We start from the raw sequence: 24,700 nt of genomic DNA on the forward strand, positions 1-24,700 counted from the left end.
GAGCAGCGTGGCTGAACTATAGCGGGGTGTTTGAGCTAAAACAAATAACATAAAGCGATCACATCATATACGGCAGCAATAAGTACAGCGCCTGAAAAAGCAAAGAGTAAAAATGAGGAGAGCAGAGAATAAGAAGTGCATATTTTGCAATATAAATGAGAAATACTCAGTGAATGCTGAATAATTCTATTCGAGAAATACTTTAAAATATGGCAGAATAGGCGGTTTTAAAGTTTTTAGAGGATTGGCAATATGCGCTTTGTTGATGAAGCAGTCATTACCGTAGAGGCTGGCGACGGTGGCAATGGCGTAGCCAGTTTTCGCCGTGAAAAATTCGTACCGTTCGGCGGCCCTGACGGCGGTGACGGCGGCCGTGGCGGCAGTGTTTATATTCAAGCAGATGAAAATACAAGTACGCTCGTAGACTACCGCTACACGCGCCGTTTCCGTGCGGAACGCGCTAAAAATGGCCACGGTGCGAACTGTTCAGGCCGCGGCGGTGCAGATACTGTACTTTTGGTACCGGTGGGCACAACGATTGTAGACACTGAATCTGGCGATATTATTGGCGATTTAATTTCCAGCGGTCAGCGTGTGCTGGTTGCTGCAGGCGGCGACGGCGGCTTGGGCAATACGCATTTTAAATCATCGACGAACCGTTCTCCGCGCCAGTGTACGCACGGCAGTAAAGGTGAGTTCCGTGAAATCCGTCTAGAGCTTAAAGTGCTTGCCGATGTTGGCTTATTGGGTATGCCTAATGCGGGTAAATCTACTTTTATCCGTGCTGTATCTGCGGCAAAGCCAAAAGTTGCGGATTATCCGTTCACAACGATGGTGCCGAATTTAGGCGTTGTCGATGCTGACCGTTACCGTTCATTTGTGATGGCGGACATTCCAGGCCTAATTGAAGGCGCTGCAGAAGGTGCTGGTTTAGGTATCCGTTTCTTAAAGCATTTGGCGCGCACCCGTATTTTGCTGCACATTGTAGATGTACAGCCAATCGACGGTTCAGACCCAGCATACAATGCAAAAGCAATTTTAAATGAGCTGTTGAAATTTTCCCCAACGCTTTCGAAGTTGCCGGTTGTATTGGTATTGAATAAAGTAGACCAGCTGGCTGAAGATACGCGTGATGAATGGTGCCAGCACATTTTGGATGAGCTTCAGTGGAAAGGACCAGTATTTAAGACTTCTGGTTTAACCTTTGAAGGTACCAAAGATGTTGTGTACTACCTCATGGACACGATTGATGAACAGCGTCAGCGTGAAGAGGAAGATCCAGAATACGCAGCAGAAATGAAAGCCTTCCGTGATCAGCTTGAAGCTGAAACGCGTGAACAGACGCTTGCTGCGAAAGAAGCGTATCGTGAAATGCGCCGTCAACAGCGTCTGGCAGGTTTGCTGGGCGATGACGAAGATGATGACGATGGCGAAGATGAGGCAGAATCGTACTACGTGCGTTAATTGCTTGAATAAGAGTAACTGAGGACAACATGATAGAAGTGGCAGATGGACAGCGGCAGTTTAAGAATTGCAAAAGGATCGTTGTTAAAATCGGATCTGCATTACTCACAGCAAACGGTAAAGGTTTAGATCTGGATGCAATCTCGCATTGGGCGGGACAAATTGCAGAACTGCACAATGCAGGACATGAGATTATTCTCGTGTCTTCTGGAGCTGTAGCTGAAGGTATGGTTCGAATGAATCTGGACAGCCGGCCCACAGATCTGCCAAGTCTTCAGGCTTGCGCCGCTATTGGTCAAATGGGGTTAATTCATACTTGGTCAAGTGTGTTAGAGCAGCGCTCTATCCGCACAGCACAAGTGCTGTTAACTCATGATGACCTTGCTGATCGCCGCCGTTATTTGAACTCATGTGATGCTTTGCAAAACTTGATTGAGTGGCGTGTGATTCCTGTCATCAATGAAAATGACACTGTTTCTACAGACGAAATCCGTTTTGGCGATAACGATACGTTGGCTGCGATGGTGGCAGGTCAGGTACATGCAGACCTTTTGGTGATTTTAACTGACCAAGAAGGCATGTTTGATTCAGACCCGCGCAATAATCCAAATGCAAAACTGTTCCATACAGTACGTGCAATGGATGAGTCACTGTTTGATATGGCAGGCGGCGGCGGCAAGTTTGGCCGCGGCGGCATGCTGACCAAAGTGCGCGCAGCGCGTCTGGCTGCCAAGTCTGGCTGTCCGACAGTGATAGCCAGCGGTGACAGTGATCATGTGCTGTCACGTGTAATGGCTGGCGAGTTGCTGGGAACATTATTCATTACAGATAATGACCGCGTAACAGCGCACCAGCAATGGCTGGCAGCGCATTTACAGACTGCAGGCCGTTTAGTCATTGATGATGGCGCGGTAAAAGCTATTCGTGATAATCACCGCAGCTTATTGCCTGTAGGCGTAAAAGACGTTGAAGGGCATTTTGAGCGCGGTGATGTGGTTGAATGTGTGGACATACAAGGACACCGCGTTGCAGTGGGGCGTGTCAATTTCAGTTCGCGTTCTGCGGAAATTGTAAAGGGCTTAGCATCCGATAAGGTACATCAAGTGCTGGGTGAGGCGCGCTCGCTTGAGATGATTCACCGCAATCACATGTCAATTTACTGATTCAAGTTAAAAAACAGCTCTTCGGAGCTGTTTTTTTATTCCTTTTTTGTACAGCAAGAGGAGTTTCAAAACATAAAGCTGCCAATAACGTTGAATTTTTGGCGCCGCGGTTCATTTATTTTGAAATTGGGCCAGCAAAAATAAGTGAGTAAAACCTGTCTTAACGCAGGCGTTATCAATCAAAAGGCTTATTTGATAATGCCTTTTTCTATAAATAATCTAAATATTTTTTGGTAGATAGCCATCACCCAAGCCATAATTTGTTCTTTATATTTATTCCAGACATTCAGCCCTGAATAGTTGACCGCCCATGCAATAAAGAAGCCGCCTAACATATCAATAGGGAAATGTACGCCGACATATACCCGTGACCACGCGACCAGCCAAGCGACTGCCAAAAGCAGGCGCCCGATATCCCGCCGTGCAGAAAAATAATATGAAAATGCAATACTGCTGAAAATAGCCATATGGTTGCTGGGAAAAGAACCCGTAGGTGAGTGCGCAATTAAAGTTTGGCCTACATCCATGACAAAAGGGCGCGGTGTATTAAAAGCTAAAGATAAAATTTCACCAATCGAAAGGGAGAAGAATGTAAATATAAATGCTTTGAAAATATATTTTTTTGTAGTGCTGCTGCCGCGCAGCCAGCATAGAATAAATATAAACAGCAGGATATAAATGAGATCATGAGCAATGAAAATAGCATAATTCATCATGAAAGCTGAAGCATTGTCTGGGACATTTAAAAGATAAAAAGCTGATAAATTCAGCTGCTCAATAGACATAAGTATGAGAAAGAATTTTAGTGAGTGAGTGAATTTAACAAAAGCAGAAAAAATGAATGTAAATAAATGAAAATATCTGTATTTAAAATAGTATTGCAGCTGTGCTTTCTGCATAAAAAAGGCGTTTAAGCAAACTGAATTTGCTTAAACGCCTTATCTGTTTTGGAGGGTTTTATTTTAATTGAATTGAGCCATTGGCATTGACTGAGATTCTAGATTCGCCAGATGCCATTTCCTGTTCAGGAACAGCATCAGCCATAGCTGCTTTCATCATTGCCATACGCGGAGCAGGCTGGCCGCCATAATTATTGGTATTCAAGTTCAGGTTTACAAGATTGTAGCCGCTTTTATTCCAAGCCTGAGCGAGGGTTTGCGCGCGCTGCTGGAAGTTTTTCGAGGCTTCAACCATCAGCTCATTTTCAACTTTTTTGCGCTGTGTGTCGGATACGCTAAAGTTAATCGATTGGGTTTGAAAGTTTTGCTGCAGTTCACTGACCAGCTGGCTGGCAGCTTTAAAGTCTGTACTTTCAATGCGGATTTCTGCGCGGCCGCGCCATTCTTTCAGCTTTCGGCTGTCGTTGTCATAAATGGGGTAGGTTGATTGAGAACCTGTTTCAACTTTAACGGTTGGATATTTGCGTCCTGTTGTCACAGCTTGGCTCATCAGCTGGTTAATTTGGCTGGCAAGTTCTGCGGGCTGTTTATGTGATTTTTCAATGAACAAAACGGCATGCATTTCATCATTGGAGACTTGGCGGACCGCCTCGGCTTGAATGTTAATCAAGTTGTAGTTGAGCGTTTCATTATTTTGCGCAAAAGCTGCTGTGCTGAATGCGGCGCTTGCCAGTAAAGCGCTAAGGGCGAGTTTATGCATGTTTAACCTTTTTTTGAGTATTTTTTAATCTAAATACATTGTGTAAAATAGTAAGGGTGAAACGTGTGTAATTAAAGAAAAAATTGTGGCGGCTTTGTAAAAAACAGATGTTTTTTGAATAAAATTTAATTTTATTAAATTATTTAAATAACATTTACTTAGGTGTGTTTTTAAAGTTTCTTTACTTGATTGGATATTGAACTTTGATATATTGCCAAAATGGACTATTTTCTTTCACTTGTCACAATGTAAGATGATAATTCACTCTAATGGTCGGTTTGATCCCTTTTTTCAATTATGAAAGTGGATAATTGCGTACAAAAGTTATTTATTTTCTTGAAAAAATCTGTATCATCCGCCTCCTAGTTAGCCAATACATTAAGCTGAAGAGCTAACTGGAAATTCATAAAGCGCCGAGTCAAAGGACCAAAAGTCACCCGACTTATTTCTTTCAACCCATATCAGAGATGGTAATTCGATATGAGCGTTACTTCCGTAAACACTGCCACTGAGTCTACAAACGAATACTATTTAACTCGCCAAAGTCAAATGGAATCCAATGTTCGTAGCTATCCACGTAAACTTCCACTTGCGATAGCAAAAGCTTCAGGCTGCTGGGTTACCGATGTTGAAGGTACAGAGTACCTTGACTGTTTAGCTGGGGCGGGCACATTGGCTCTAGGCCATAACCATCCTGCTGTTATTCAAAGTATTCAAGATACGCTTGCGAGCGGTCTGCCATTGCATACTTTAGATTTAACAACTCCATTAAAAGATGCGTTCACTGAAGCGCTGCTAGAGCAATTGCCTGGCGGTAAAGAAGAATATTGCCTGCAGTTCTGCGGTCCATCTGGTGCAGACGGTACAGAAGCAGCAATTAAACTCGCAAAAACATATACTGGCCGAAGTTCAGTTATCAGCTTTTCTGGCGGTTACCACGGCATGACGCACGGTTCTTTAGCAATGACAGGCAACTTGTCTGCTAAAAATGCTGTAAATGGCTTAATGCCAGGCGTTCAGTTTATGCCTTACCCGCATGAATACCGCTGCCCGTTAGGCTTAGGCGGTGAGGCTGGTGTTGACGCTTTAACTTATTTCTTTGAAAACTTCATTGAAGATGTAGAAAGCGGTGTAACTAAGCCTGCAGCTGTGATCCTTGAAGCGATTCAAGGCGAAGGCGGTGTAGTTACTGCACCTGTAAAATGGTTAAAGAAAATCCGCGAAGTAACTGAAAAACATAACATTGTGTTGATTCTTGACGAAGTTCAAGCAGGCTTTGCGCGTTCAGGTAAAATGTTCGCATTCGAACACGCTGGTATTGAACCGGACGTAGTCGTTATGTCTAAAGCAGTTGGCGGCAGTCTGCCTCTAGCTGTACTGGGTATTAAACGCAAGTTTGATGCATGGCAGCCAGCGGGCCACACGGGCACTTTCCGCGGTAACCAGTTAGCTATGGGTACTGGCCTTGCAACAATCAAAACAATCAAAGAACAAAACTTGGCGCAAAATGCCCAAGAGCGCGGTGATTTCTTACAAGCTGAAATGAAAAAATTAGCTGCAGAATTCCCATGCATCGGCAACGTACGCGGCCGCGGTTTGATGATTGGTGTTGAAATTGTTGATGAGCGTAAAGCAGCAGACCACATGGGTTCTTTACCTGCTGACGGTCAACTTGCAGCGGCGATTCAAGCAGCATGCTTTAACAATAAATTATTGTTAGAAAAAGGCGGCCGTAACGGTACTGTTATCCGTCTGCTTTGCCCGCTGATCATTACTCAAGCTGAATGTGAAGAAGTAATTGTCCGCTTTAAGAAAGCAATTGCTGAAGCTCTAGTAGCTGTTCGAGGCGCTTAATAATGGTTGATTTTGCAGAACACCGTAAGGCGTTATTCTGCAATGATGCACAATCCATTGCTGACTATCAGTCAGCAATGGGCGAAGCGGTGAAAGCCGTTTCTGCATGGTTGCAAAATGACAAAATGTATACTGGCGGAAGCATTAAAGAGCTTCGCGGCGCAATTGCGTTCAATCCTTCAAAAGAAGGTATGGGCGTTCAAAAGTCATTGGACCGCATGGTTGAGCTTTTCTTAAATAAAAGCTTAAAAGTGCATCATCCGCATTCTTTAGCGCATTTGCACTGCCCAACAATGGTGACAAGTCAAATCGCGGAAGTGTTAATCAATGCGACTAACCAATCGATGGACTCATGGGACCAAAGCCCTGCGGGTTCATTGATGGAAGTTCAGTTAATTGACTGGCTTCGCCAAAAAGTAGGCTATGGTGCAGGTCAAGCAGGTGTATTTACCTCTGGCGGTACGCAGTCGAACCTCATGGGTGTCTTGCTTGCGCGTGATGCGTGCATCGCGAAAAACTGGAAAGATGAAAACGGCAATCCGTGGTCTGTTCAGCGTGATGGCGTGCCTGCGGAAGCTATGCGTAACGTGAAAGTGATTTGTTCTGAAAATGCGCATTTCTCTGTGCAAAAGAACATGGCGATGATGGGTATGGGCTTCCAGTCTGTTGTGACTGTTCCTGTAGATGCGAATGCACGCATGGATATGGACGCACTTGAGAAGATGATGGCTCACCTTCAAGCTGAAGGTAAAATTGTTGCTTGTGTTGTTGCGACGGCAGGTACAACTGACGCTGGCGCGATAGATCCGTTGAAAACTGTTCGTGAAATTACCAATAAGTATGGCGCATGGATGCATATTGATGCAGCATGGGGCGGTGCTTTAATTTTATCGAATGATTTCCGTGACATGTTAGACGGTATTGAACTTTCTGATTCAATCACGCTTGATTTCCATAAGCATTACTTCCAAACGATTTCATGCGGCGCATTCTTGCTTAAAGATGAAGCAAACTACCGTTTCATGCATTTTGAGGCTGAGTACTTAAACTCTGCGTATGATGAAGAGCATGGTGTACCTAATCTTGTATCTAAGTCACTGCAAACTACTCGCCGTTTTGATGCTTTGAAATTGTGGATGACGGTTGAAGCGCTAGGTGAAGAGCTGTACGGTTCGATGATTGACCATGGTGTAACTTTAACACGTGATGTCGCTGAATATATTACTGCGACTGACGGTTTAGAGATGCTGGTTGATCCTCAATTTGCATCAGTATTGTTCCGTGTGATCCCTGAAGGCTACCCAGCTGAATTGTTAGATACATTGAACCAAAACGTAGCAGACGAATTGTTTGCGCGCGGTGAAGCGAACATTGGTGTAACTAAAGTAGGCCAGGTTCAATCTTTGAAAATGACGACTTTAAGCCCAGTAGCGACTTTAGACAACGTTAAGAATTTGCTTGCTCTTGTACTTGCAGAAGCGGATCGTATCAAAGGCCCAATCGCTGACGGTACCTATACACCTGCAATTGACTAAGCGTCATTTTGTTGTTGTAGAAAAAGGAGCTCATTAGAGCTCCTTTTTTATTGTATTTATATTCGTTGAACTGAATAGAAAAAATCATTCTTAAAATGAGAAAAAAGCACTATTAAATAGGATCGTGAAAAGAAGCTTTGCTGCATAAAGCTGTGCTCAAAATTTTCTTCAGCAATCTAATTTTGGAATGAATAAACCTACAATGTATGTATTTCATACATTTGTATTTGGATCTATGCAATGTTCATTTATTTAATTTAGGAACATTATTGTTTTGGCGCAATGCAATGAAAAATGGGTGTGTAGCAGCTTGAAGTATTATGAATTGGAAACTATGGAATAGTATTTTTTTTGATTTTTAATTGATTGTTTATATGAAAAGTACAGTTAAAGTAGGGTCACTAACGCCATAGCTTGCGATAAAATGTACTGTCTATGGCAAAGAGCTTATTTTTCTTAAAATGAGATGATCGAGGCGGGTAACTTGTTCTGCGGGTTGCTTGTGATATTTTCACAATAATTCTTAATTTCGATATTTTCATACATCATAAAATCGTCATAAAGCTGTAACCTGATTGTCATAATCTAAAATCAAAATGCAACTATCGAAATAAGTACAAAACTTCAAACAACAAGTGGCGTACTCCAAAAAGCATGAACTAAGAGAGATCAGAATGCGCTTTAATAAGATTGCACTTGCATTGGCATTAACAGGGGCGGCTGCTGCAGCAACTGCAAACGCAGCACGCGACACAGTACAAATTGCTGGTTCTTCTACAGTGCTTCCATACGCAAGTATTGTTGCAGAAGAGTTTGGCAATACATTCCCGCAGTTTAAAACACCCGTAGTGGGTTCAGGCGGTTCTTCAGGCGGCCTAAAGCAATTTTGTAACGGTGTTGGCGACAACACAATTGATATTGCAAACTCTTCACGTGAAATTAAAGATACAGAATTAGCTGAATGTAAAAAGAATGGCGTAAACCAAGTATTAGAAATTAAAATTGGCTACGACGGTATTGTATTTGCTTCTAACTCAACGAAAGCCGCTTATAAACTGCGTCCGCAGCATGTCTTTGCTGCTTTGGCTGCAGAGCTACCTTCTAACGGTAAAATGGTAAAAAACCCGTACACCCGTTGGAGTCAAATTGATAAATCACTGCCGAATGAGGCGATCACTCTTGTAATTCCAGCTTCGAATCATGGTACGCGCGAAGTGTTCCAGGAGAAAATGGTGGATGCAGGCTGTGAAACTTATGCTGCAATTAAGTCTTTAGATAAAGATGCGAAGAAAAAAGCATGTTCAACTTTCCGTAAAGATGGCCGTGTTGTCGAGATTTCAGGTGATTACACTGAAACATTGGCTCGCTTGAAAACCTCACCAAATGCAGTGGGCGTATTCGGTTTAGGTTTCTATGATCAAAACCGTGACAAGCTGCGTGTTGCAACAGTAAATAATGTAGCGCCATCTGAGCAAACGATTTTAAATGGTTCTTACCCTGTATCACGTCCGCTGTTCTTCTACGTGAAAGGTGAGCACCTTAAATCAATTAAAGGCTTACAGCAGTACACAGAATTTTTCTTAAGCAAGAAAGTTTCTGGCAAAGGTTCAAAATTAGACCGTGCAGGCTTGATCTCTTTATCTGATAAAGAGCGTGCTGCAGTTCTGGCTAACTTTAAGGCTGGCAAAGCTGTTAAATAAAATGAATGAATCAGCTGGTGGCAAGTTGAACTTGCCATCGGCTTTTTTGCATAGATCGTTTTTTCAAACAATGACAATTGGAAAAACAGTGGAGAACACATGAATCTGCTACTTTTGGGTGTGTTGCTGGCGATTATCGCCGTCGCTTACCAAATTGGCTTAACCAAGAGCCGCAACCTAGCAGGTAAGGGGCAAAATTCTGCAATGCTGCACTCACGTCCGGGTTATTACGGAGCGTTGGTTGCGCTGTGGTGCGGTATCCCTGCTTTTTTAATTTTGATTGTTTGGAACTTGGTCGAACCGAATATTTTACGTCATCTGATTTTAAGCAGTGTTCCTGCAGATGTCGCTTCTCATTTAGATCCAGCAAGCACTAATGTGCTGATGGACCGTGTTCGCGCCATTGCTTCAGGTTTTGGTGTAACAGATACTCCTGCGGCTTATGAAGTTGCGGCAGCGGAGCAGTTAAGTAAGGTACAGACGATTGGTACTTTTGCGAAAGTGGCGGTGGTGATCAGTGCTGCATTAATAGGTTTAGTGATTGCGAAAAAACGTATTGCTTCACAGTTCCGTGCGCGTAACCAAGTTGAAAAAATCATTAACGTCGCCTTAGCGCTATGTTCTGGTGTTGCTATTCTCACAACAATTGGCATTGTAATGTCTATGTTTAGTGAGGCAATGCGTTTCTTTAGCTTTGTAAATCCAATCGACTTCTTTTTGGGAACAGAGTGGAATCCTGGATTCAGCACTTCAGGCTCAGCTGAAGGCAGTTATGGCTTGCTGCCATTGCTGTGGGGAACCCTTATGGTCAGCGGTATTGCACTGCTGGTTGCGGTGCCGCTGGGACTCATGATTGCAATTTATCTTGCTGAATATGCATCGCCAAAATTCCGCTCTTGGGCAAAGCCGACCATTGAGGTTCTGGCGGGTATTCCAACCATTGTTTATGGTGTATTTGCTTTAATGGTCATTGGCCCTTATGCCAAAAATTTAGGCGCTATGATTGGTCTAGACATCAATGCAACCAGCGCGTTAACAGCTGGTTTCGTGATGGGCATTATGATCATTCCATTTGTATCATCGCTTTCAGATGACATTATTACTCAGGTTCCTCGTGCATTGCGTGACGGCTCTTTGGGCTTGGGTGCAACCAAATCTGAAACGATCCGCCAAGTGGTGTTACCTGCGGCGCTGCCGGGTATTATCGGCGCTTTCTTATTGGCAGCATCTCGTGCGATTGGTGAAACTATGATTGTGGTGCTGGCTGCCGGCAACAGTCCATTGCTGCACATTAACCCTTTAGAAGCGGTATCAACAGTTACCATCACCATTGTGAATCAATTGACAGGTGATACAGACTTCGCCAGCCCGCAGGCATTGGTGGCATTTGCATTAGGTTTAACGCTGTTTGTAATTACATTAGGTCTGAACATTATTGCACTTTACATTGTGCGTAAATATCGTGAGCAATACGAATAATGACTACTTCAAACACTTCACCTTTGGATCTTCAAGCAGATCCGCGAGCAGCGGCTGAGCAGCGTGAAAAACGTAAGAAAGTCATTGAAAGCTCGCTGGCTAAACGCCACCGCAAAGAAAAATCATTCCGTATTTTTGGCTTTAGTTCCGTAGTCATCGGCTTGCTTTTTGTTGTGCTGTTATTCAGCAGCATTTTAGCGAAAGGCTTGCCTGCTTTTTGGCAAAGCAGCATCAGCGTCCCTGTTTATTTTGACCCTTCAATAATTAATGCTGGGGCGAAACCTGTACAGCGTCAAGGTGAATCACCGGCGCAATATGAACAGCGTTTTATTGAATGGCAAATGAATATGGGAATGGTGGACTGGGATGCATTAATTATCAACGGCATTATAGCTAAAGATAAATCGCTTGAAGCGAACCGTGATGATTTAAGTACGATGTATACCAGTTCGGAGTCTTACCGTTTGCGTGACATGGTCTTTGCAGATCCATCGCTGATTGGTAAAACCAAAGATATTAAAGTGCTTGCTGACGCCAATGTTGATGTGTGGCTGGCAGGCAATATTGACCGCTCGCTGCCTGATGAGCAGCAGCAGTTAAGTCCTGAAGTGCGTCAGCTTGCAGATAAGCTGGAAGCCAACGGTATTATTGAAAGCACATTCAATACGAATATTTTTGCAAGCCCGGATTCGCGCAGTTCACCTGCAACGTCAGGTTTGGCTGGCGCATTTATGGGTTCACTCTTCATGATGATGATCGTGATTTTGATCTCGATCCCTGTAGGCGTTGCATCTGCCATTTATCTTGAAGAGTTTGCGCCAAAGAACTGGCTGACAGATGTAATTGAAGTCAACATTAACAACTTGGCTGCTGTTCCATCGATCGTATTTGGTCTTTTAGGCGCTGCCATTTTTATTGGCTGGATGCACATGCCGCTTTCTGCACCATTGGTCGGCGGTTTAGTGCTGAGCTTAATGACCTTGCCGACAGTCATCATTACAACACGTGCATCACTGAAAGCTGTGCCGCCATCTATTCGCCAAGCAGCTTTAGGTTTAGGCGCATCTCGTTTGCAAACGGTTTTTCATCATGTGCTGCCGCTGGCGCTGCCGGGTATTTTGACTGGCGCGATTATTGGCGTCGCGCAAGCACTGGGTGAAACAGCGCCGCTTTTATTAATTGGTATGAGTGCCTTTGTTGCCAGCGTACCTGCGACGCCGCTGGATCAGTCGACGGCATTGCCTGTACAAATTTTCTTATGGCAGGGTAATGAATTGCGCAACTTCTTTGAAGGGCGTACAGCAGCGGCAATTATTGTACTTCTTGCGTTAATGATTGGCTTAAACAGCTTAGCCATCTGGTTACGTAAGAAATTTGAAGTTCGCTGGTAAGAGGATATGATTATGAATACAGCTGTTGAAAATTCCTTAGATCAGGATAAGTCAGTGAATCAAAAAGAAACGCAATTTACATCGTTTGAACAAACAGCATCACAGCCTGCGACTTCTTTTGTTTCGCAGTTTGATACCCAAGCTGCTGCAAAGAAAGATCAGCAAACTTCAAATGTCAAACTGAGCACTTCAGATGTACATGTGTATTATGGCGAAGCAGAGGCCATTAAAGGCATTGATCTGAACATTTATGAAAATGAAGTGATTGCTTTTATTGGCCCGTCTGGCTGCGGTAAATCAACCTTCTTGCGTACACTTAACCGTATGAATGACACGATTGATTCATGCCGTGTGACAGGTAAAGTCATGCTGGATAATCAAGATATCTATGATCCGAACTTGGATGTGGTATTGCTTCGTGCACAAGTGGGTATGGTCTTCCAAAAGCCGAACCCATTTCCAAAGTCTATTTTTGACAACGTTGCTTATGGCCCGAAACTGCACGGTTTAGCGCGTGACAAATATGACATGGAAGAAATTGTAGAAAACAGTCTGCGTAAGGCGGGTCTGTGGGATGAAGTGAAAGACCGTTTAAGCCAGCCTGGTACAGGTCTTTCAGGCGGTCAGCAGCAGCGCCTATGTATTGCGCGTACCATTGCAGTCAGCCCAGAAGTGATTCTGATGGATGAACCGTGTTCTGCGCTGGATCCGATTGCAACAGCAAAAGTAGAAGAGCTGATTTCAGAGCTGTCAAAGCAATATACAATTGCGATTGTGACGCACTCAATGCAGCAGGCGGCGCGTGTTTCTGACCGTACAGCTTACTTCCATTTAGGTGATTTGATTGAAGTGAATTCAACTGAAAAAGTCTTTACTCAGCCAGATCATCAGCTGACTGAGGCTTATATTACAGGCCGTTTTGGTTGATTTTTTTGAATTTTTATATAACAAAAACAGAGCTTTAAGCTCTGTTTTTGTTTTGAATTAGGTCTGAAAATATTGTTGCTGATATGCCGTTTGCGGTTCTGTTTATATTAAAAAGCTGTAAATATAAACAAAAATATTTAAAAAATTGTCTATAAAGTCATGGTTATAGCGGTTAATTTGATTTAAAAAAATCATGCATATTTAAATTAGGGATGGTTTTTATGCCTAGCTCAAAGCAGGACATTATTCAATTTTTACAGCAGTCATTTCCGCCAAGCTTAGAAAATGCGGAAATTGTTGAAGTAAGTGATAAAAGCGCAGTGATGCTTTGGAAAGTCAGCAGCATTGATCTGCGTCCAGGAGGCACAATTTCAGGGCCGACAATGATGGCGCTGGCAGATTTAGCAATGTATGTTGCTATATTGGGGGAAATAGGTTTGCAGGGCCTAGCGGTGACAACCAATATGAATATCAATTTTTTACGTAAGCCCTCAGGCAATCAAAACCTGCGCGGTGAGTGCCGGCTTATAAAGGTGGGTAAAGTACTGGTTGTGGGAGAGGTCTGGATTTATTCAGTTGATCTGGATGAGCCTGTGGCGCATGTGACAGGAACCTATTCGATTCCTCCCGTACGGTCAGTTCTCTAATATTTCAGCAGCGCGGCATTTTACCTTTCGTCTGATTTTAATGTGCGCTGCGTCGTTATTTATTAAATTATTGACAGCTTTTTTGCAAGAGCAAGCGTGTTGTCACAAAATGTAAACTTCGAAAAATAAATAAAAAAATATAATAAAAACAGAGATACAGAGAGAATAGTCATGACATCCGCAGATCATGAAGTTTTGGGGTTATTAAAAAATAGTGTCCAGCCGCTTTCAGTCAAGCTAAGTGAAATGCTGAATGAGCACTATTCACATCAGACGGAACGCCGCGGCTGCGGTTATACCCAAGCTACGCGAGTATTGGCAGAGTATGTAAATAGCGCCCGCGACAGCGAAGATTTTCAAGATTTAAAATTATTTGAAAACTGGGAAACGAAGCAGCTGCGTAAAATTATAGAGCACAGTGCAACGCATCATTTAGATTTATCGGATTGGCATAATCTGGATCAAAATACGCAAGTGCAGGCGTATTTGGCTGTAGCAGATGATGGTGAATATAAAACAGCATTAGATACAGAATACCGAAGACAGGCTGCGCTGCGTAATTTAAGCCAAAAAGCGACTTTAGAAGAAAGTAAGTTAATTTGCAGTCTGATTGAAGACGTTCTATTGCCAAAGTCAGCCGCCAATACGGGACTGGTTGAGTTGAATAATATCAGTGACAAGCCCAAAGTCGGATCTTGCCCGATGGCGGAAAATTTCTTTTTAAAAATTGCCCATCGCCAATTGCTGCGTCAGGGTGAAATCAATATTTTTGTAGATGATGATGGCCAGCCTTTGCTGATGGAAAAAATGAATATGGGAGATGATCACTCCTGCATTAGCTTAAAACCGCTCATTATGAATGGTATCCGCTTGCCAGTCGGTTCGCTTTTTTCTGTAAATTATGACCGTGCCGAAGTGGCAGATAAAAGGCCAAATAAGGAGTTTAAAGGTTATGTTATGCATCATACAGCCATTAACGGTTTTTGGTTTTTAAGGCTGACAACACTGGCGGTCTCACCTGAAAACCGTAAACGCGCTTTCAGTACGCACTTTGAACAGCAGGTTGCAAATGGTTTATTCAGTCCGGGAACGACTGAAATGCAGCAATTGATTAATGTCGCGCTTTCACAACTGGATTAGTCCTTATGCTTGATGTTTGTTATTCACCATCCTATTTTGCAAAAACGCATACCAATAGTATGGAAAAGCTTAAAGCAGTTGCTGATGCTTTAAGTGAGCTGGGTCAAATTCAGTTTCATGAACCTGAACCGCTGAATATAGATATTTTAAAACAGCTGCATGCAGTAAATTATGTCGATGCATTTTTAACAGGTACACCTGAGAAACTGGCAACTTTTGCTGGTTTTAAGCCATGGAATACACAGCTGCGTGATGCTGTGCTGCGGATTAACGCTGGGCAGATTTTGGCTGCTGAACTGGCTTGGCAAAAGGGCATATCTGCGAATATTGCGCAAGGCTTTCATCATGCAGTGCATGAATTTGGCGGGGCATTTTGTACTTTTAACGGTTTGGCGCTGATTGCGCAGCATTTTCCAGATAAAAAAATTTTTGTTTTGGATTGTGATCAGCATGGGGGAAATGGCACAGCGGAATTTACTAAACAGCTGGACAATTTATTCAACTTCAGCATTTATGGCTTGGCTTTTGGCTGTCCGACCTATGAGCGTTCAATCACACGGCATATCCATAAAGATAAAGGTAACTTTGCTCAGTATACTTTAGCTGTACATGAGGCTTTTCAAAAAGCAGAAGATTGGGGTGCAGATTTAATTGTGTATCAGGCAGGCATGGATTGTCATCAGGCAGATCCATTCGGCTCCAGCTGGTTCAGCAGTGAATTGATTCAAAAACGTGAGGAGATGGTCTTTAAGCTGGCAAAAAGGAGCCAGATACCGCTGATGTTTGTATTGGCAGGAGGCTATCAGAAGCTGGATGATTTGGTAAGCCTGCATGTTTCAAGCTTTCGTGCGGCGTTACAGGTATATTATTTGGACTCATAGAGATTGCCATACAAAAAACCGAGTCATATTGATTCGGTTTTTTGTATTTTGGGCTGGTTTTAGCCTGTAATTTCCACAATATTCACCAGAGGGCATTGTGTTTGAAAGTCGGGCGGTGTCAGCACAGTTTTACGCAGTTCAGGAGCTAAGTCCGGATAGTCTAAAGTAAAGTGTAAGCCGCGTGATTCTTTACGCTCCATGGCGCAGCGGACAATCATTTCAGAGACAAGCACTAAATTGCGCAGTTCGATTAGGTTCTTACTGACCTGATAATCTTGATAATATTCCGTAATTTCACGCTTCAGCATTTCTATGCGGTGCAATGCCCGCTGCAAACGTTTTGTAGTGCGGACAATCCCCACATAGTTCCACATGGTTTGACGCAGTTCATCCCAGTTCTGCAGAATGACGACATCCTCATCTGGATTTGTTACTTGCGAATCATCCCATGCAGGTACAGCAGGCGATGAGTAGTCCGCATGATAGCTGTCCTGAATATGTTTAGCTGCACTCATGCCATATACAAAGCATTCTAAAAGTGAGTTGCTTGCCATTCGGTTTGCGCCATGCAGGCCGGTATAGGAGGTTTCACCAATTGCATACAGGCCGGCAATATCGGTTTCGCTGTGCTCATCGACGACAACGCCGCCGCAGGTATAATGCGCTGCAGGTACGACAGGTATCATTTCTTTGGTGATGTCGATGCCCAGCTCCAGCAAGCGTGCATAAAGTGTAGGGAAGTGCTCTTTAACAAAGCTTTCAGGTTTGTGCGTGATGTCCAGCCAGACATGACGAATGCCCAGCCGTTTTATTTCATAGTCAATTGCGCGGGCCACAATATCACGAGGTGCAAGTTCTGCGCGGTCATCAAAACGCAGCATAAAGCGCTCACCGTCAGGCAAACGTAAATAAGCGCCTTCGCCGCGCATCGCTTCGGTAATTAAAAATGAGCGCGCTTGAGGGTGGTAGAGGCAAGTGGGATGGAATTGGTTGAATTCCATATTGGCAACACGGCAGCCCGCACGGTATGCCATAGCAATGCCGTCACCCGTAGCAATGTCAGGGTTTGATGTATATAAATACGCTTTCATTGCGCCGCCGCAAGCAAGTGCGGTAAAGGGGGCAAGGAAAGTATGGACTTGATCTGTATGCTCATCTAAAGCATAGAGGCCTATGGTGCGGTTGGTTTCATCTAAGCCAAGTTTTTGGGATGTGATCAGATCGATCGCAATATAATTTTCAAAAATTGTAATATTTTCTTTTTCTTGCGCACGCTGTACTAAGGTGGTGGAGATGGCGCGGCCTGTTGCATCTGCAGCGTGAATAATACGGCGCTGGGAGTGTCCGCCCTCACGGGTTAAATGCAGCTGAGCATCTTCATCAAGTGTGAATTGAACGCCATGATTCAGCAGGAAATCAACCGAAGGCTTGCCGCCTTCTACTGTTTGTTTAACAGCGCTCAATTCACATAAATGAGCGCCTGCGATCATCGTGTCATCGATATGCTGTTCAATCGAATCCGTTTCATCTAAAACTGCTGCGACACCGCCTTGGGCATAAAAAGTGCTGGCATCGGTGAGCGTGGATTTAGCTAATACAGCAATGTTGAAATGGTTTGGCAATGACAGTGCTAAGCTCAGGCCAGCACCGCCGCTGCCGACAATAATCACATCAAAATGATGCGTTGTTTCTAAATTAGGCATATCCATCGAGCTAATTTGAAAAAAGTTTGATAATAACAGCGGTTTTTCAATTAAAACGCAAGCCTTAGTGCATGTTTAAATGATGAATATTATTCATAGACCGTGTATTTTTAAGGAATAATTAAATTGTTGTTTATAAGAAATTAATTAAACATTTTATTACGCATGAATAACGAGCTTTGTGATAAAAACTAACGTATTTCAAAATATCAAAATCAGGGTAAATACTTGGTATGAAAAATCAATATCTACAAAAAGGTTTATATGCTGCTGTTTTTACAGCAGCTTCAGTTCAGGTGAATGCAGCTGCTCCAGTGGATTTTTCAAATTTGGTGGAGCAGGTCAGCCCTGCTGTGGTCAGCGTGAATGTTGTGAAGAAAATGACTCAGGAAGAATTGCTGCAGCAGCAGGTGCCTGAAATTTTAAAACGCTTTTTTGGCAATCAGGTCATTATTCCTCAGCAGCGTATGCCGCAGGAAAAAACGGCGTTCGGCAGCGCATTTTTCATTAGTAAAGATGGTTATTTGCTAACGAATCACCATGTGGTGGAAGATGCTTCAAAAGTGACGATTGTGCTGAATGACCGCCGTGAAATTGATGCCAAAGTTGTGGGCAGTGATGAACGCACAGATGTTGCATTGCTGAAAGTGACAGGCGGCAATTTCCCCGAACTGCGTACTGGCAATGTTGATCAGCTGAAAGTCGGTGAGCCTGTATTGGCGATCGGCTCACCATTCGGTTTTGACTATTCTGCTTCAGCAGGTATTGTCAGCGCAAAAATGCGCAATATGATGGGAGAGACATCCGTACCGTTTATTCAAACCGATGTTGCTTTAAATCCGGGCAACTCTGGCGGACCGCTGTTTAATCAGCGCGGTGAGGTTGTCGGAGTGAACTCGCGCATTTTCAGCGGTACCGGCGGTTATATGGGCTTGTCATTTTCTATTCCAATTGATGTGGCAATGGATGTGGCGGATCAGCTGAAAAAGACGGGTAAAGTCACCCGTGCATATTTGGGCGTGAGTTTGCAGGATATCGACCGTAATTTAGCCGAATCATATCATTTGCCTAAGCCAGAAGGCTCACTCATTACGCAGGTAGTGCCGAATTCACCTGCAGCAAAAGCTGGATTTAAAGCTGGTGATGTTATTTTGAAATTTAATGGGTCGCCGATTTCACGTACAGCAGAATTGTTGAACTACTTGAACCGTGCTGTACCTAATCAGAGTATTCAGCTGGAAGTGCTGCGTGATGATGCGCGCCGCAATATCAGCGCTCAGCTGTCTACTGCGCCGGATGATACTCCAGCAAAAGCAGAGGTGCAGGCACAGGGGGCAAAAGGCCCAGTGCTGGGGGTAAGTATCCGGAATTTGAGCCCAAATGAGCTCAGCCGCTTAGAAATTAAAGGCGGTGTATTGATTGAAGATGTGCGCCGTGACGGTATTGCTGCTCAAGCAAAAATTTTACCGGGCGATATTGTTACGCAAATTAATAATAAAACTGTCAATAATTCGAATGAATTTATTGCGGCAGTATCTGAGCTGAAAAAAGGCACGATTGCCCGTGTTGCAATTATTCGTGAAGGCCAGCGTGCAATTGTCGGTATGCGCATTCAATAGTTTAAGGGATTTGAATGTATTAAACCGCTTCAGATGAAGCGGTTTTTTATTTAATGTTCAGATTTTGCAATTTACCTGAGCTGAAATTGGCTTAGACTAAGCCAAATATGAAAGATATTTCCAAGGAAAGAATGAGCAGCGTATTTGATTTAAAGCTAACTGTGCAGCCAGAGCATATCGATGTGCTGGGACATGTAAATAATGTGGTCTATGTCAGCTGGATGCAGGATGTGGCCACAGCGCATATAGAACATTTGGGTTTAGGGTTGGCGCAATATATTGAACTGAAACATGCCATGGTGGCTGTTGAGCATCATGTGCAATACCGTAAAGCAGCTTTTGAAGGAGAGGAAATCATCTTGCGGACTTGGCTGAGCGACATCAATGCGCTGTATTCATACCGCCAATATGTTTTCTACCGGCTTAAGGACCAAACGGTATTGTTTATGGGAAATACGCAGTGGGCATGTGTTGAGATTGCAACGGGCCGCCCTAAACGCATGTCGCCAAGTTTTACGCAGGCCTATCAGCCAATCTCGGCAGCTGAAAATCCTATGGATTTCAGTCAATATCATCCCGTTGTTGAAGCATGATGCTATTGAGGAAATAGCATATGAAAATATCGAAAGAATAAAGCCGTAAAGGAGTTCATTATTTTCGATACTTTAAAAAAACCATCTGCTATAATCCTCAGCAATTTCAATTCGGCTTTTGTTGTGCATCGTTCTTTGTTTGCATAACGCTTTATTTTGTTCAAGGTAGCCCATGGCGCAAGCTAAAAAATCTGTTGATATAAAAAACATTCGTAACTTTTCGATCATTGCGCACATCGATCATGGCAAGTCGACACTAGCTGACCGTTTTATTCAAACGTGCGGCGGTTTGCAGGATCGTGAAATGCAGGCTCAGGTTCTTGACTCTATGGAGCTGGAGCGTGAGCGCGGTATTACTATCAAAGCTACTTCAGTCACCTTGTACTACACGCATCCAAATGGTGAAGAGTATCAGCTGAACTTTATTGATACGCCGGGGCACGTTGACTTTTCTTATGAAGTATCACGCTCTTTAGCTGCTTGTGAAGGCGCTTTACTGGTTGTTGATGCCGCACAGGGCGTAGAAGCGCAATCTGTTGCGAACTGCTATACCGCAATTGAGCAAGGCCTAGAAGTTTTACCTATTCTAAATAAAATTGACTTGCCGCAGGCTGAGCCAGAACGTGTTATTCAAGAAATTGAAGATATCATTGGTGTTGAAGCGACTGATGCGCCGACGTGTTCAGCAAAAACAGGTTTAGGTATTGAGGGTGTGCTTGAGCGCTTGGTTGATGTGATTCCTGCACCTGCAGGTGACCGTGATGCGCCATTGCAGGCTTTGATTGTCGACTCTTGGTTTGATAACTATTTAGGCGTTGTCTCTTTAGTGCGCGTTAAGCAAGGCCGAGTGCGCAAAGGCGACAAAATGTTGATGAAATCAACAGGCCAAACGCACATTATTACCTCTGTGGGTATTTTTAATCCGAAACATACAGAAACTGGCATGCTGGAAGCGGGTGAAGTCGGTTTCGTCATTGCAGGCATTAAGGATATTTTTGGCGCGCCAGTCGGTGATACCATTACCTTAGCAACAACACCTGAAGTTGCGACATTGCCAGGTTTTAAAAAGGTGAAACCGCAAGTTTATGCAGGCTTGTTCCCAATTGATGCGAGTGATTTTGAACCGTTCCGTGAAGCGCTTCATAAGTTGCAAATTAATGACTCTGCATTATTTTTTGAACCAGAAAGCTCAGATGCATTAGGTTTTGGTTTCCGCTGCGGCTTCTTGGGTATGCTGCATATGGAAATCGTACAGGAGCGTTTAGAGCGCGAGTACGATTTAGACCTGATTTCTTCTGCGCCAACGGTTATTTATGAAGCTGTAATGAAGAGCGGTCAAACCATTTACATTGACAGCCCGTCAAAAATGCCAGACGGTTCAACTGTAGAAGATTTGCGTGAACCGATTGCGGAATGCCATATTCTTGTTCCTCAGGAATACCTCGGTAATGTAATGACTTTATGTGTTGAGCGCCGCGGTGTGCAAAAAGACATGAAGTTCATGGCAAACCAAGTGTCAATTACATTTGAAATCCCAATGGCTGAAGTTGTCATGGACTTCTTTGATAAATTGAAGTCATGCTCGCGCGGTTTTGCATCGCTTGACTATAACTTTGTCCGTTTTGAATCTTCGTCTTTAGTTAAAGTTGATGTGCTGATTAATGGTGATAAGGTGGATGCGCTAGCAATGATCTGCCACCGTCAGGATGCACGCCATCGCGGTATCGCGCTGGTAGAGAAAATGAAAGATTTGATTCCGCGTCAAATGTTTGATGTTGCGATTCAGGCAGCAATTGGTGCGCAAATTATTGCCCGTTCAACAGTTAAAGCAATGCGTAAAAACGTATTGGCTAAATGTTATGGCGGCGACGTGTCTCGTAAGAAGAAACTTCTGTCGAAACAAAAAGAAGGTAAGAAACGTATGAAACAAGTGGGCAGTGTAGAAATCCCGCAAGAAGCGTTCCTTGCTGTATTGAAAGTAGAAAGATAATAAATACTGAGGTCATTTAGCTCATGGATTTTGATTTTAATTTAATCCTTGTACCAGTCACATTGGTGTTCTTTATTGTGTGGCTGTTGGATAAACTTGTCTGGAGACAAAGACAAACCAAAGGCAAGGGGAATGAAAATGTCATTATCGCATGGGCATATGATTTCTGGCCTGTATTGGCTGTTGTTTTAATCCTGCGTTCATTTTTGTATGAGCCGTTTAATATTCCTTCAGACTCTATGGTTCCGACTTTGGAGACTGGGGATTTTATTTTGGTCAATAAATTTGAATATGGTGTACGTTTGCCAATCATCAATACAAAAATTATTGATACAGGTGAGCCTGAGCGCGGTGATGTTGCAGTGTTCCGTTACCCGCCGCAGCCGACAATCAGCTATATTAAGCGTATTGTAGGTTTGCCGGGTGATCATATTGTTTATGATCATGGGCAGCTGATTATTAATGGTCAAAAAGTTGCTAAAGTTCCAGCTGAATTCAGCCGTGAAAAAGATATTTTAGATACACCGGCTTCGATTTATCATAAGGAAACGTTAGGCAAACATACGTTTACCATGCGTGAGCTTGAAGGGGTAAATGTCGCCCGTCAGGCGCCATTTATCAACTATGTTGAAAATGGAAAATATGCTAATGAAAATGGTTTATATTGGGAAGTCAAAGTTCCAGAAGGTCATTACTTCGCGATGGGAGATAACCGTGATCAAAGTGCTGACAGCCGTTTCTGGGGATTTGTGCCTGAAGAAAACCTGACAGGCCGTGCTTTCTATAAGTGGATGCATAAAGAGCCTGGTTTTAAATTGCCGTCATTTAGCCGTAACGGTACAATTGATTAATGCATCATTAGGAAAATAAAAAATGCGCAATCAAAAAGGGGCATCGTATATCGCGATATTATTTGCAGTCATTGGTTTAGCGCTTATTGCTAAAGTTCTTATTGCAGTGTGGGGGCCTTATTGGGATGACCGTGTTGTAGATTCTCAGATTGAAGAGTTAATACAAAGCAGTCCGAAAAATATTACACCTGAAAAATTTAATTCTCAGATGTCGCAGCGTTTAGAGATGAATAATGTCCGTGATTTGAAGTTTGAGGAAATTGCGAAGGTGTTAAATGTGGATGGCCTTCAAGTCAAAAAAAATTATGAGATAAGAAAGCCATTCTTATTGAATATAGATATTGTGTTAAAGTTCGAGAAAGATTTTGATCAAAGCTCAGTCAAAGCTAAATGAAGTTCGTTTAGCCAGCCGTATCGGTTATCAGTTTAAGCAGCCAGAGCTGCTGCAGCTGGCCTTGACCCACCGATCGGTGAGCCATAAACATAACTATGAGCGTCTAGAATATCTAGGCGATTCATTGTTAGGTATGATTATCGCAAATTATTTATACCATGCTTACCCTCATGAAAATGAAGGCCGTCTAACGCGTATGCGCGCAACATTGGTGCGTCAGGAAGCATTGGGTAAAATTGCAAATGATTTAAAGCTCAGCCAAAACTTAATTTTAAGTACGGGTGAGTTGAAATCAGGCGGTCATCATCGCGAGTCTATACTCGCAGATACTGTAGAATCAATTATTGGCGCAATCTATGTCGATTGTCAGGATTTAAAAATTCTGGAGCCCGTTGTACTTAAATGGTATGCGCCATATTTAGATAATATTGAGCCTACAGACCAGCTTAAAGACCCCAAATCACGTTTACAGGAATATCTTCAAGCGCGTAAAAAACCTCTCCCGGTTTACGAAGTGATTGATATTCAAGGTGATGCGCCAAATCAGCATTTCAAAGTGGAATGTACGGTTGCAGGCTTGCCAGTATGCTATGGTGAGGGATCAAGCCGCCGCTTTGCTGAGCAGGCAGTAGCGGCAGATATCTTAAAAATTTTGGAGCAAAAGTCTTAATGACTACTCATTCCGATCACATCGATGCTGATCACGAGCCGCAAGACAGCGGCAATGACTTAATTAATCAGTTCTTCAGTTCACAAGGAACAACCATTCCTTCTGATTATAAGAGCGGTTTTGTTGCGATTGTGGGCCGTCCAAACGTTGGTAAATCAACGTTGATGAACCATATTTTAGGACAAAAACTTTCGATTACTTCACGTAAGCCGCAAACGACACGTCATAAAATCGTGGGTATTGATTCGCGTGAAAAATCTCAGGCCGTATTTGTGGATACGCCAGGGATGCATAAAAAAGAAGTGCGCGCTATCAATAAAATGATGAACCGCGCAGCGCATTCAGCACTTCGTGACGTAAACTTGGTTTTATTTGTGCTTGATGCAGATAAGTGGACTCAAAACGATGAACTTGTTTTGGAGAAGCTGAAAAATGCAGATATGCCGGTGATTCTTGTGATCAATAAAATTGATACGCTGGAAAATAAAAACCATGCATTGCCATTGATTCAGTCACGTGCAAAACTCATGAATTTCGCAGAAATTGTTCCTGTATCGGCTTTACGCGGCGCGAACTTAGATCACTTGCGCGATACGATTGAAAACTATCTTCCTTTCCAGCCGCCGCTATATTCTTTAGAGCAGCTGACGGACCGTTCTGAGCGCTTCTTAGCGTCAGAGGTAATCCGTGAAAAAATTATGCGTCAGCTGGGTGAAGAGCTGCCTTATGATTTAACGGTGCAAATTGAGTCATTTAAGACTGAAGAAGCAACGATTAATGAAAAAACTGGCCGTCCTAAGCCTGCATGTACTTATATTGATGCAACAATTTTTGTCGACCGTCCAGGCCAAAAAGCGATTGTGATTGGTGAAAAAGGCACAAAACTGAAGAAGATCGGTATGGATGCGCGTGTGGACATGGAAAAAATGTTCGAGCAAAAAATCATGCTGACACTTTGGGTTAAAGTGAAAGGCGGCTGGTCTGATGATGAGCGCGCATTAAAAAGCTTAGGATATAGCGATATCTAAGCAGCAGTAAAA

The 24,700-nt window shown here is 43.3% G+C and carries 21 protein-coding genes; 18 read left to right on the forward strand and 3 right to left on the reverse strand.

The window, feature by feature from the left end; genetic code table 11:
- Nucleotides 1–252 precede the first annotated feature (252 nt).
- Nucleotides 253–1,464 carry an Obg family GTPase CgtA gene (gene cgtA / locus D7V32_RS01180; protein WP_120401080.1) on the forward strand — a complete coding sequence of 404 codons (1,212 nt, stop codon included), beginning with the start codon at nt 253–255 and terminating at the stop codon, nt 1,462–1,464.
- A gap of 29 nt (nt 1,465–1,493) precedes the next feature.
- Nucleotides 1,494–2,627: a glutamate 5-kinase gene (proB, locus tag D7V32_RS01185; protein ID WP_120401081.1), complete on the forward strand. Its 1,134-nt coding sequence runs from the start codon at nt 1,494–1,496 to the stop codon at nt 2,625–2,627.
- A 188-nt stretch (nt 2,628–2,815) separates the two neighbouring features.
- Here proB and D7V32_RS01190 read toward each other — a convergent pair whose 3' ends face one another.
- Nucleotides 2,816–3,412, reverse strand: coding sequence for a phosphatase PAP2 family protein (locus D7V32_RS01190; RefSeq protein WP_120401145.1), 597 nt, complete (start codon nt 3,410–3,412; stop codon nt 2,816–2,818).
- Nucleotides 3,413–3,584: 172 nt separating this feature from the next.
- Nucleotides 3,585–4,286 (reverse strand): SIMPL domain-containing protein, encoded by a 702-nt coding sequence (locus D7V32_RS01195; RefSeq protein WP_120401082.1) that lies wholly within the window; start codon nt 4,284–4,286, stop codon nt 3,585–3,587.
- Nucleotides 4,287–4,766: 480 nt separating this feature from the next.
- Here D7V32_RS01195 and D7V32_RS01200 point away from each other — a divergent pair, with 480 nt between their 5' ends.
- The 9 genes from D7V32_RS01200 to D7V32_RS01240 all read left to right on the forward strand — a co-directional run bounded on the left by D7V32_RS01200 (nt 4,767) and on the right by D7V32_RS01240 (nt 15,840).
- Nucleotides 4,767–6,140 carry a diaminobutyrate--2-oxoglutarate transaminase gene (locus tag D7V32_RS01200; protein WP_120401083.1) on the forward strand — a complete coding sequence of 458 codons (1,374 nt, stop codon included), beginning with the start codon at nt 4,767–4,769 and terminating at the stop codon, nt 6,138–6,140.
- Between the two features lie 2 nt (nt 6,141–6,142).
- A complete protein-coding gene (locus D7V32_RS01205) occupies nt 6,143–7,675 on the forward strand; it encodes a pyridoxal phosphate-dependent decarboxylase family protein (protein WP_120401084.1) in 1,533 nt (510 codons plus the stop codon).
- Nucleotides 7,676–8,349: 674 nt separating this feature from the next.
- Nucleotides 8,350–9,375, forward strand: a complete 1,026-nt coding sequence (locus D7V32_RS01210) for a substrate-binding domain-containing protein (protein ID WP_120401085.1) — start codon at nt 8,350–8,352, stop codon at nt 9,373–9,375.
- A gap of 99 nt (nt 9,376–9,474) precedes the next feature.
- A complete protein-coding gene (gene pstC / locus D7V32_RS01215) occupies nt 9,475–10,854 on the forward strand; it encodes a phosphate ABC transporter permease subunit PstC (protein WP_120401086.1) in 1,380 nt (459 codons plus the stop codon).
- Nucleotides 10,854–12,245, forward strand: coding sequence for a phosphate ABC transporter permease PstA (pstA, locus tag D7V32_RS01220; RefSeq protein WP_120401087.1), 1,392 nt, complete (start codon nt 10,854–10,856; stop codon nt 12,243–12,245). The genes pstC and pstA overlap by 1 nt, the downstream gene beginning before the upstream one ends.
- Before the next feature lie 12 nt (nt 12,246–12,257).
- A complete protein-coding gene (pstB, locus tag D7V32_RS01225; RefSeq protein WP_120401088.1) occupies nt 12,258–13,172 on the forward strand; it encodes a phosphate ABC transporter ATP-binding protein PstB in 915 nt (304 codons plus the stop codon).
- Nucleotides 13,173–13,393: 221 nt separating this feature from the next.
- Entirely contained in the window at nt 13,394–13,819 is a 426-nt protein-coding gene (locus tag D7V32_RS01230) for a PaaI family thioesterase (RefSeq protein ID WP_120401089.1), read from the forward strand.
- A 171-nt stretch (nt 13,820–13,990) separates the two neighbouring features.
- The gene (locus tag D7V32_RS01235; RefSeq protein ID WP_120401090.1) at nt 13,991–14,959 is read left to right on the forward strand and encodes a hypothetical protein; all 969 of its coding nucleotides are present in this window, start codon (nt 13,991–13,993) and stop codon (nt 14,957–14,959) included.
- 5 nt (nt 14,960–14,964) lie between these two features.
- The gene (locus tag D7V32_RS01240; protein ID WP_120401091.1) at nt 14,965–15,840 is read left to right on the forward strand and encodes an arginase family protein; all 876 of its coding nucleotides are present in this window, start codon (nt 14,965–14,967) and stop codon (nt 15,838–15,840) included.
- A 59-nt stretch (nt 15,841–15,899) separates the two neighbouring features.
- Here D7V32_RS01240 and nadB read toward each other — a convergent pair whose 3' ends face one another.
- Entirely contained in the window at nt 15,900–17,549 is a 1,650-nt protein-coding gene (nadB, locus tag D7V32_RS01245; protein WP_171407533.1) for an L-aspartate oxidase, read from the reverse strand.
- A gap of 227 nt (nt 17,550–17,776) precedes the next feature.
- Here nadB and D7V32_RS01250 point away from each other — a divergent pair, with 227 nt between their 5' ends.
- The 7 genes from D7V32_RS01250 (at nt 17,777) to era (ending at nt 24,688) form a co-directional block, all read left to right on the forward strand.
- On the forward strand, nt 17,777–19,162 hold the full coding sequence (locus D7V32_RS01250; protein ID WP_120401093.1) for a Do family serine endopeptidase: 1,386 nt from the start codon (nt 17,777–17,779) through the stop codon (nt 19,160–19,162).
- Nucleotides 19,163–19,293: 131 nt separating this feature from the next.
- Nucleotides 19,294–19,755 carry an acyl-CoA thioesterase gene (locus D7V32_RS01255; protein ID WP_171407534.1) on the forward strand — a complete coding sequence of 154 codons (462 nt, stop codon included), beginning with the start codon at nt 19,294–19,296 and terminating at the stop codon, nt 19,753–19,755.
- A gap of 172 nt (nt 19,756–19,927) precedes the next feature.
- The gene (gene lepA, locus D7V32_RS01260) at nt 19,928–21,745 is read left to right on the forward strand and encodes a translation elongation factor 4 (protein WP_120401095.1); all 1,818 of its coding nucleotides are present in this window, start codon (nt 19,928–19,930) and stop codon (nt 21,743–21,745) included.
- A 23-nt stretch (nt 21,746–21,768) separates the two neighbouring features.
- Nucleotides 21,769–22,596, forward strand: a complete 828-nt coding sequence (gene lepB / locus D7V32_RS01265) for a signal peptidase I (RefSeq protein ID WP_120401096.1) — start codon at nt 21,769–21,771, stop codon at nt 22,594–22,596.
- 22 nt (nt 22,597–22,618) lie between these two features.
- Nucleotides 22,619–22,990, forward strand: a complete 372-nt coding sequence (locus tag D7V32_RS01270) for a DUF4845 domain-containing protein (RefSeq protein WP_120401097.1) — start codon at nt 22,619–22,621, stop codon at nt 22,988–22,990.
- Nucleotides 22,962–23,660 (forward strand): ribonuclease III, encoded by a 699-nt coding sequence (gene rnc / locus D7V32_RS01275; protein WP_120401098.1) that lies wholly within the window; start codon nt 22,962–22,964, stop codon nt 23,658–23,660. The genes D7V32_RS01270 and rnc overlap by 29 nt, the downstream gene beginning before the upstream one ends.
- Entirely contained in the window at nt 23,660–24,688 is a 1,029-nt protein-coding gene (era, locus tag D7V32_RS01280) for a GTPase Era (RefSeq protein WP_120401099.1), read from the forward strand. Before rnc ends, era begins: the two co-directional genes overlap by 1 nt.
- Nucleotides 24,689–24,700 lie beyond the last annotated feature (12 nt).

This window comes from Acinetobacter tianfuensis, assembly GCF_003611465.1.
Classification (GTDB): domain Bacteria; phylum Pseudomonadota; class Gammaproteobacteria; order Pseudomonadales; family Moraxellaceae; genus Acinetobacter; species Acinetobacter tianfuensis.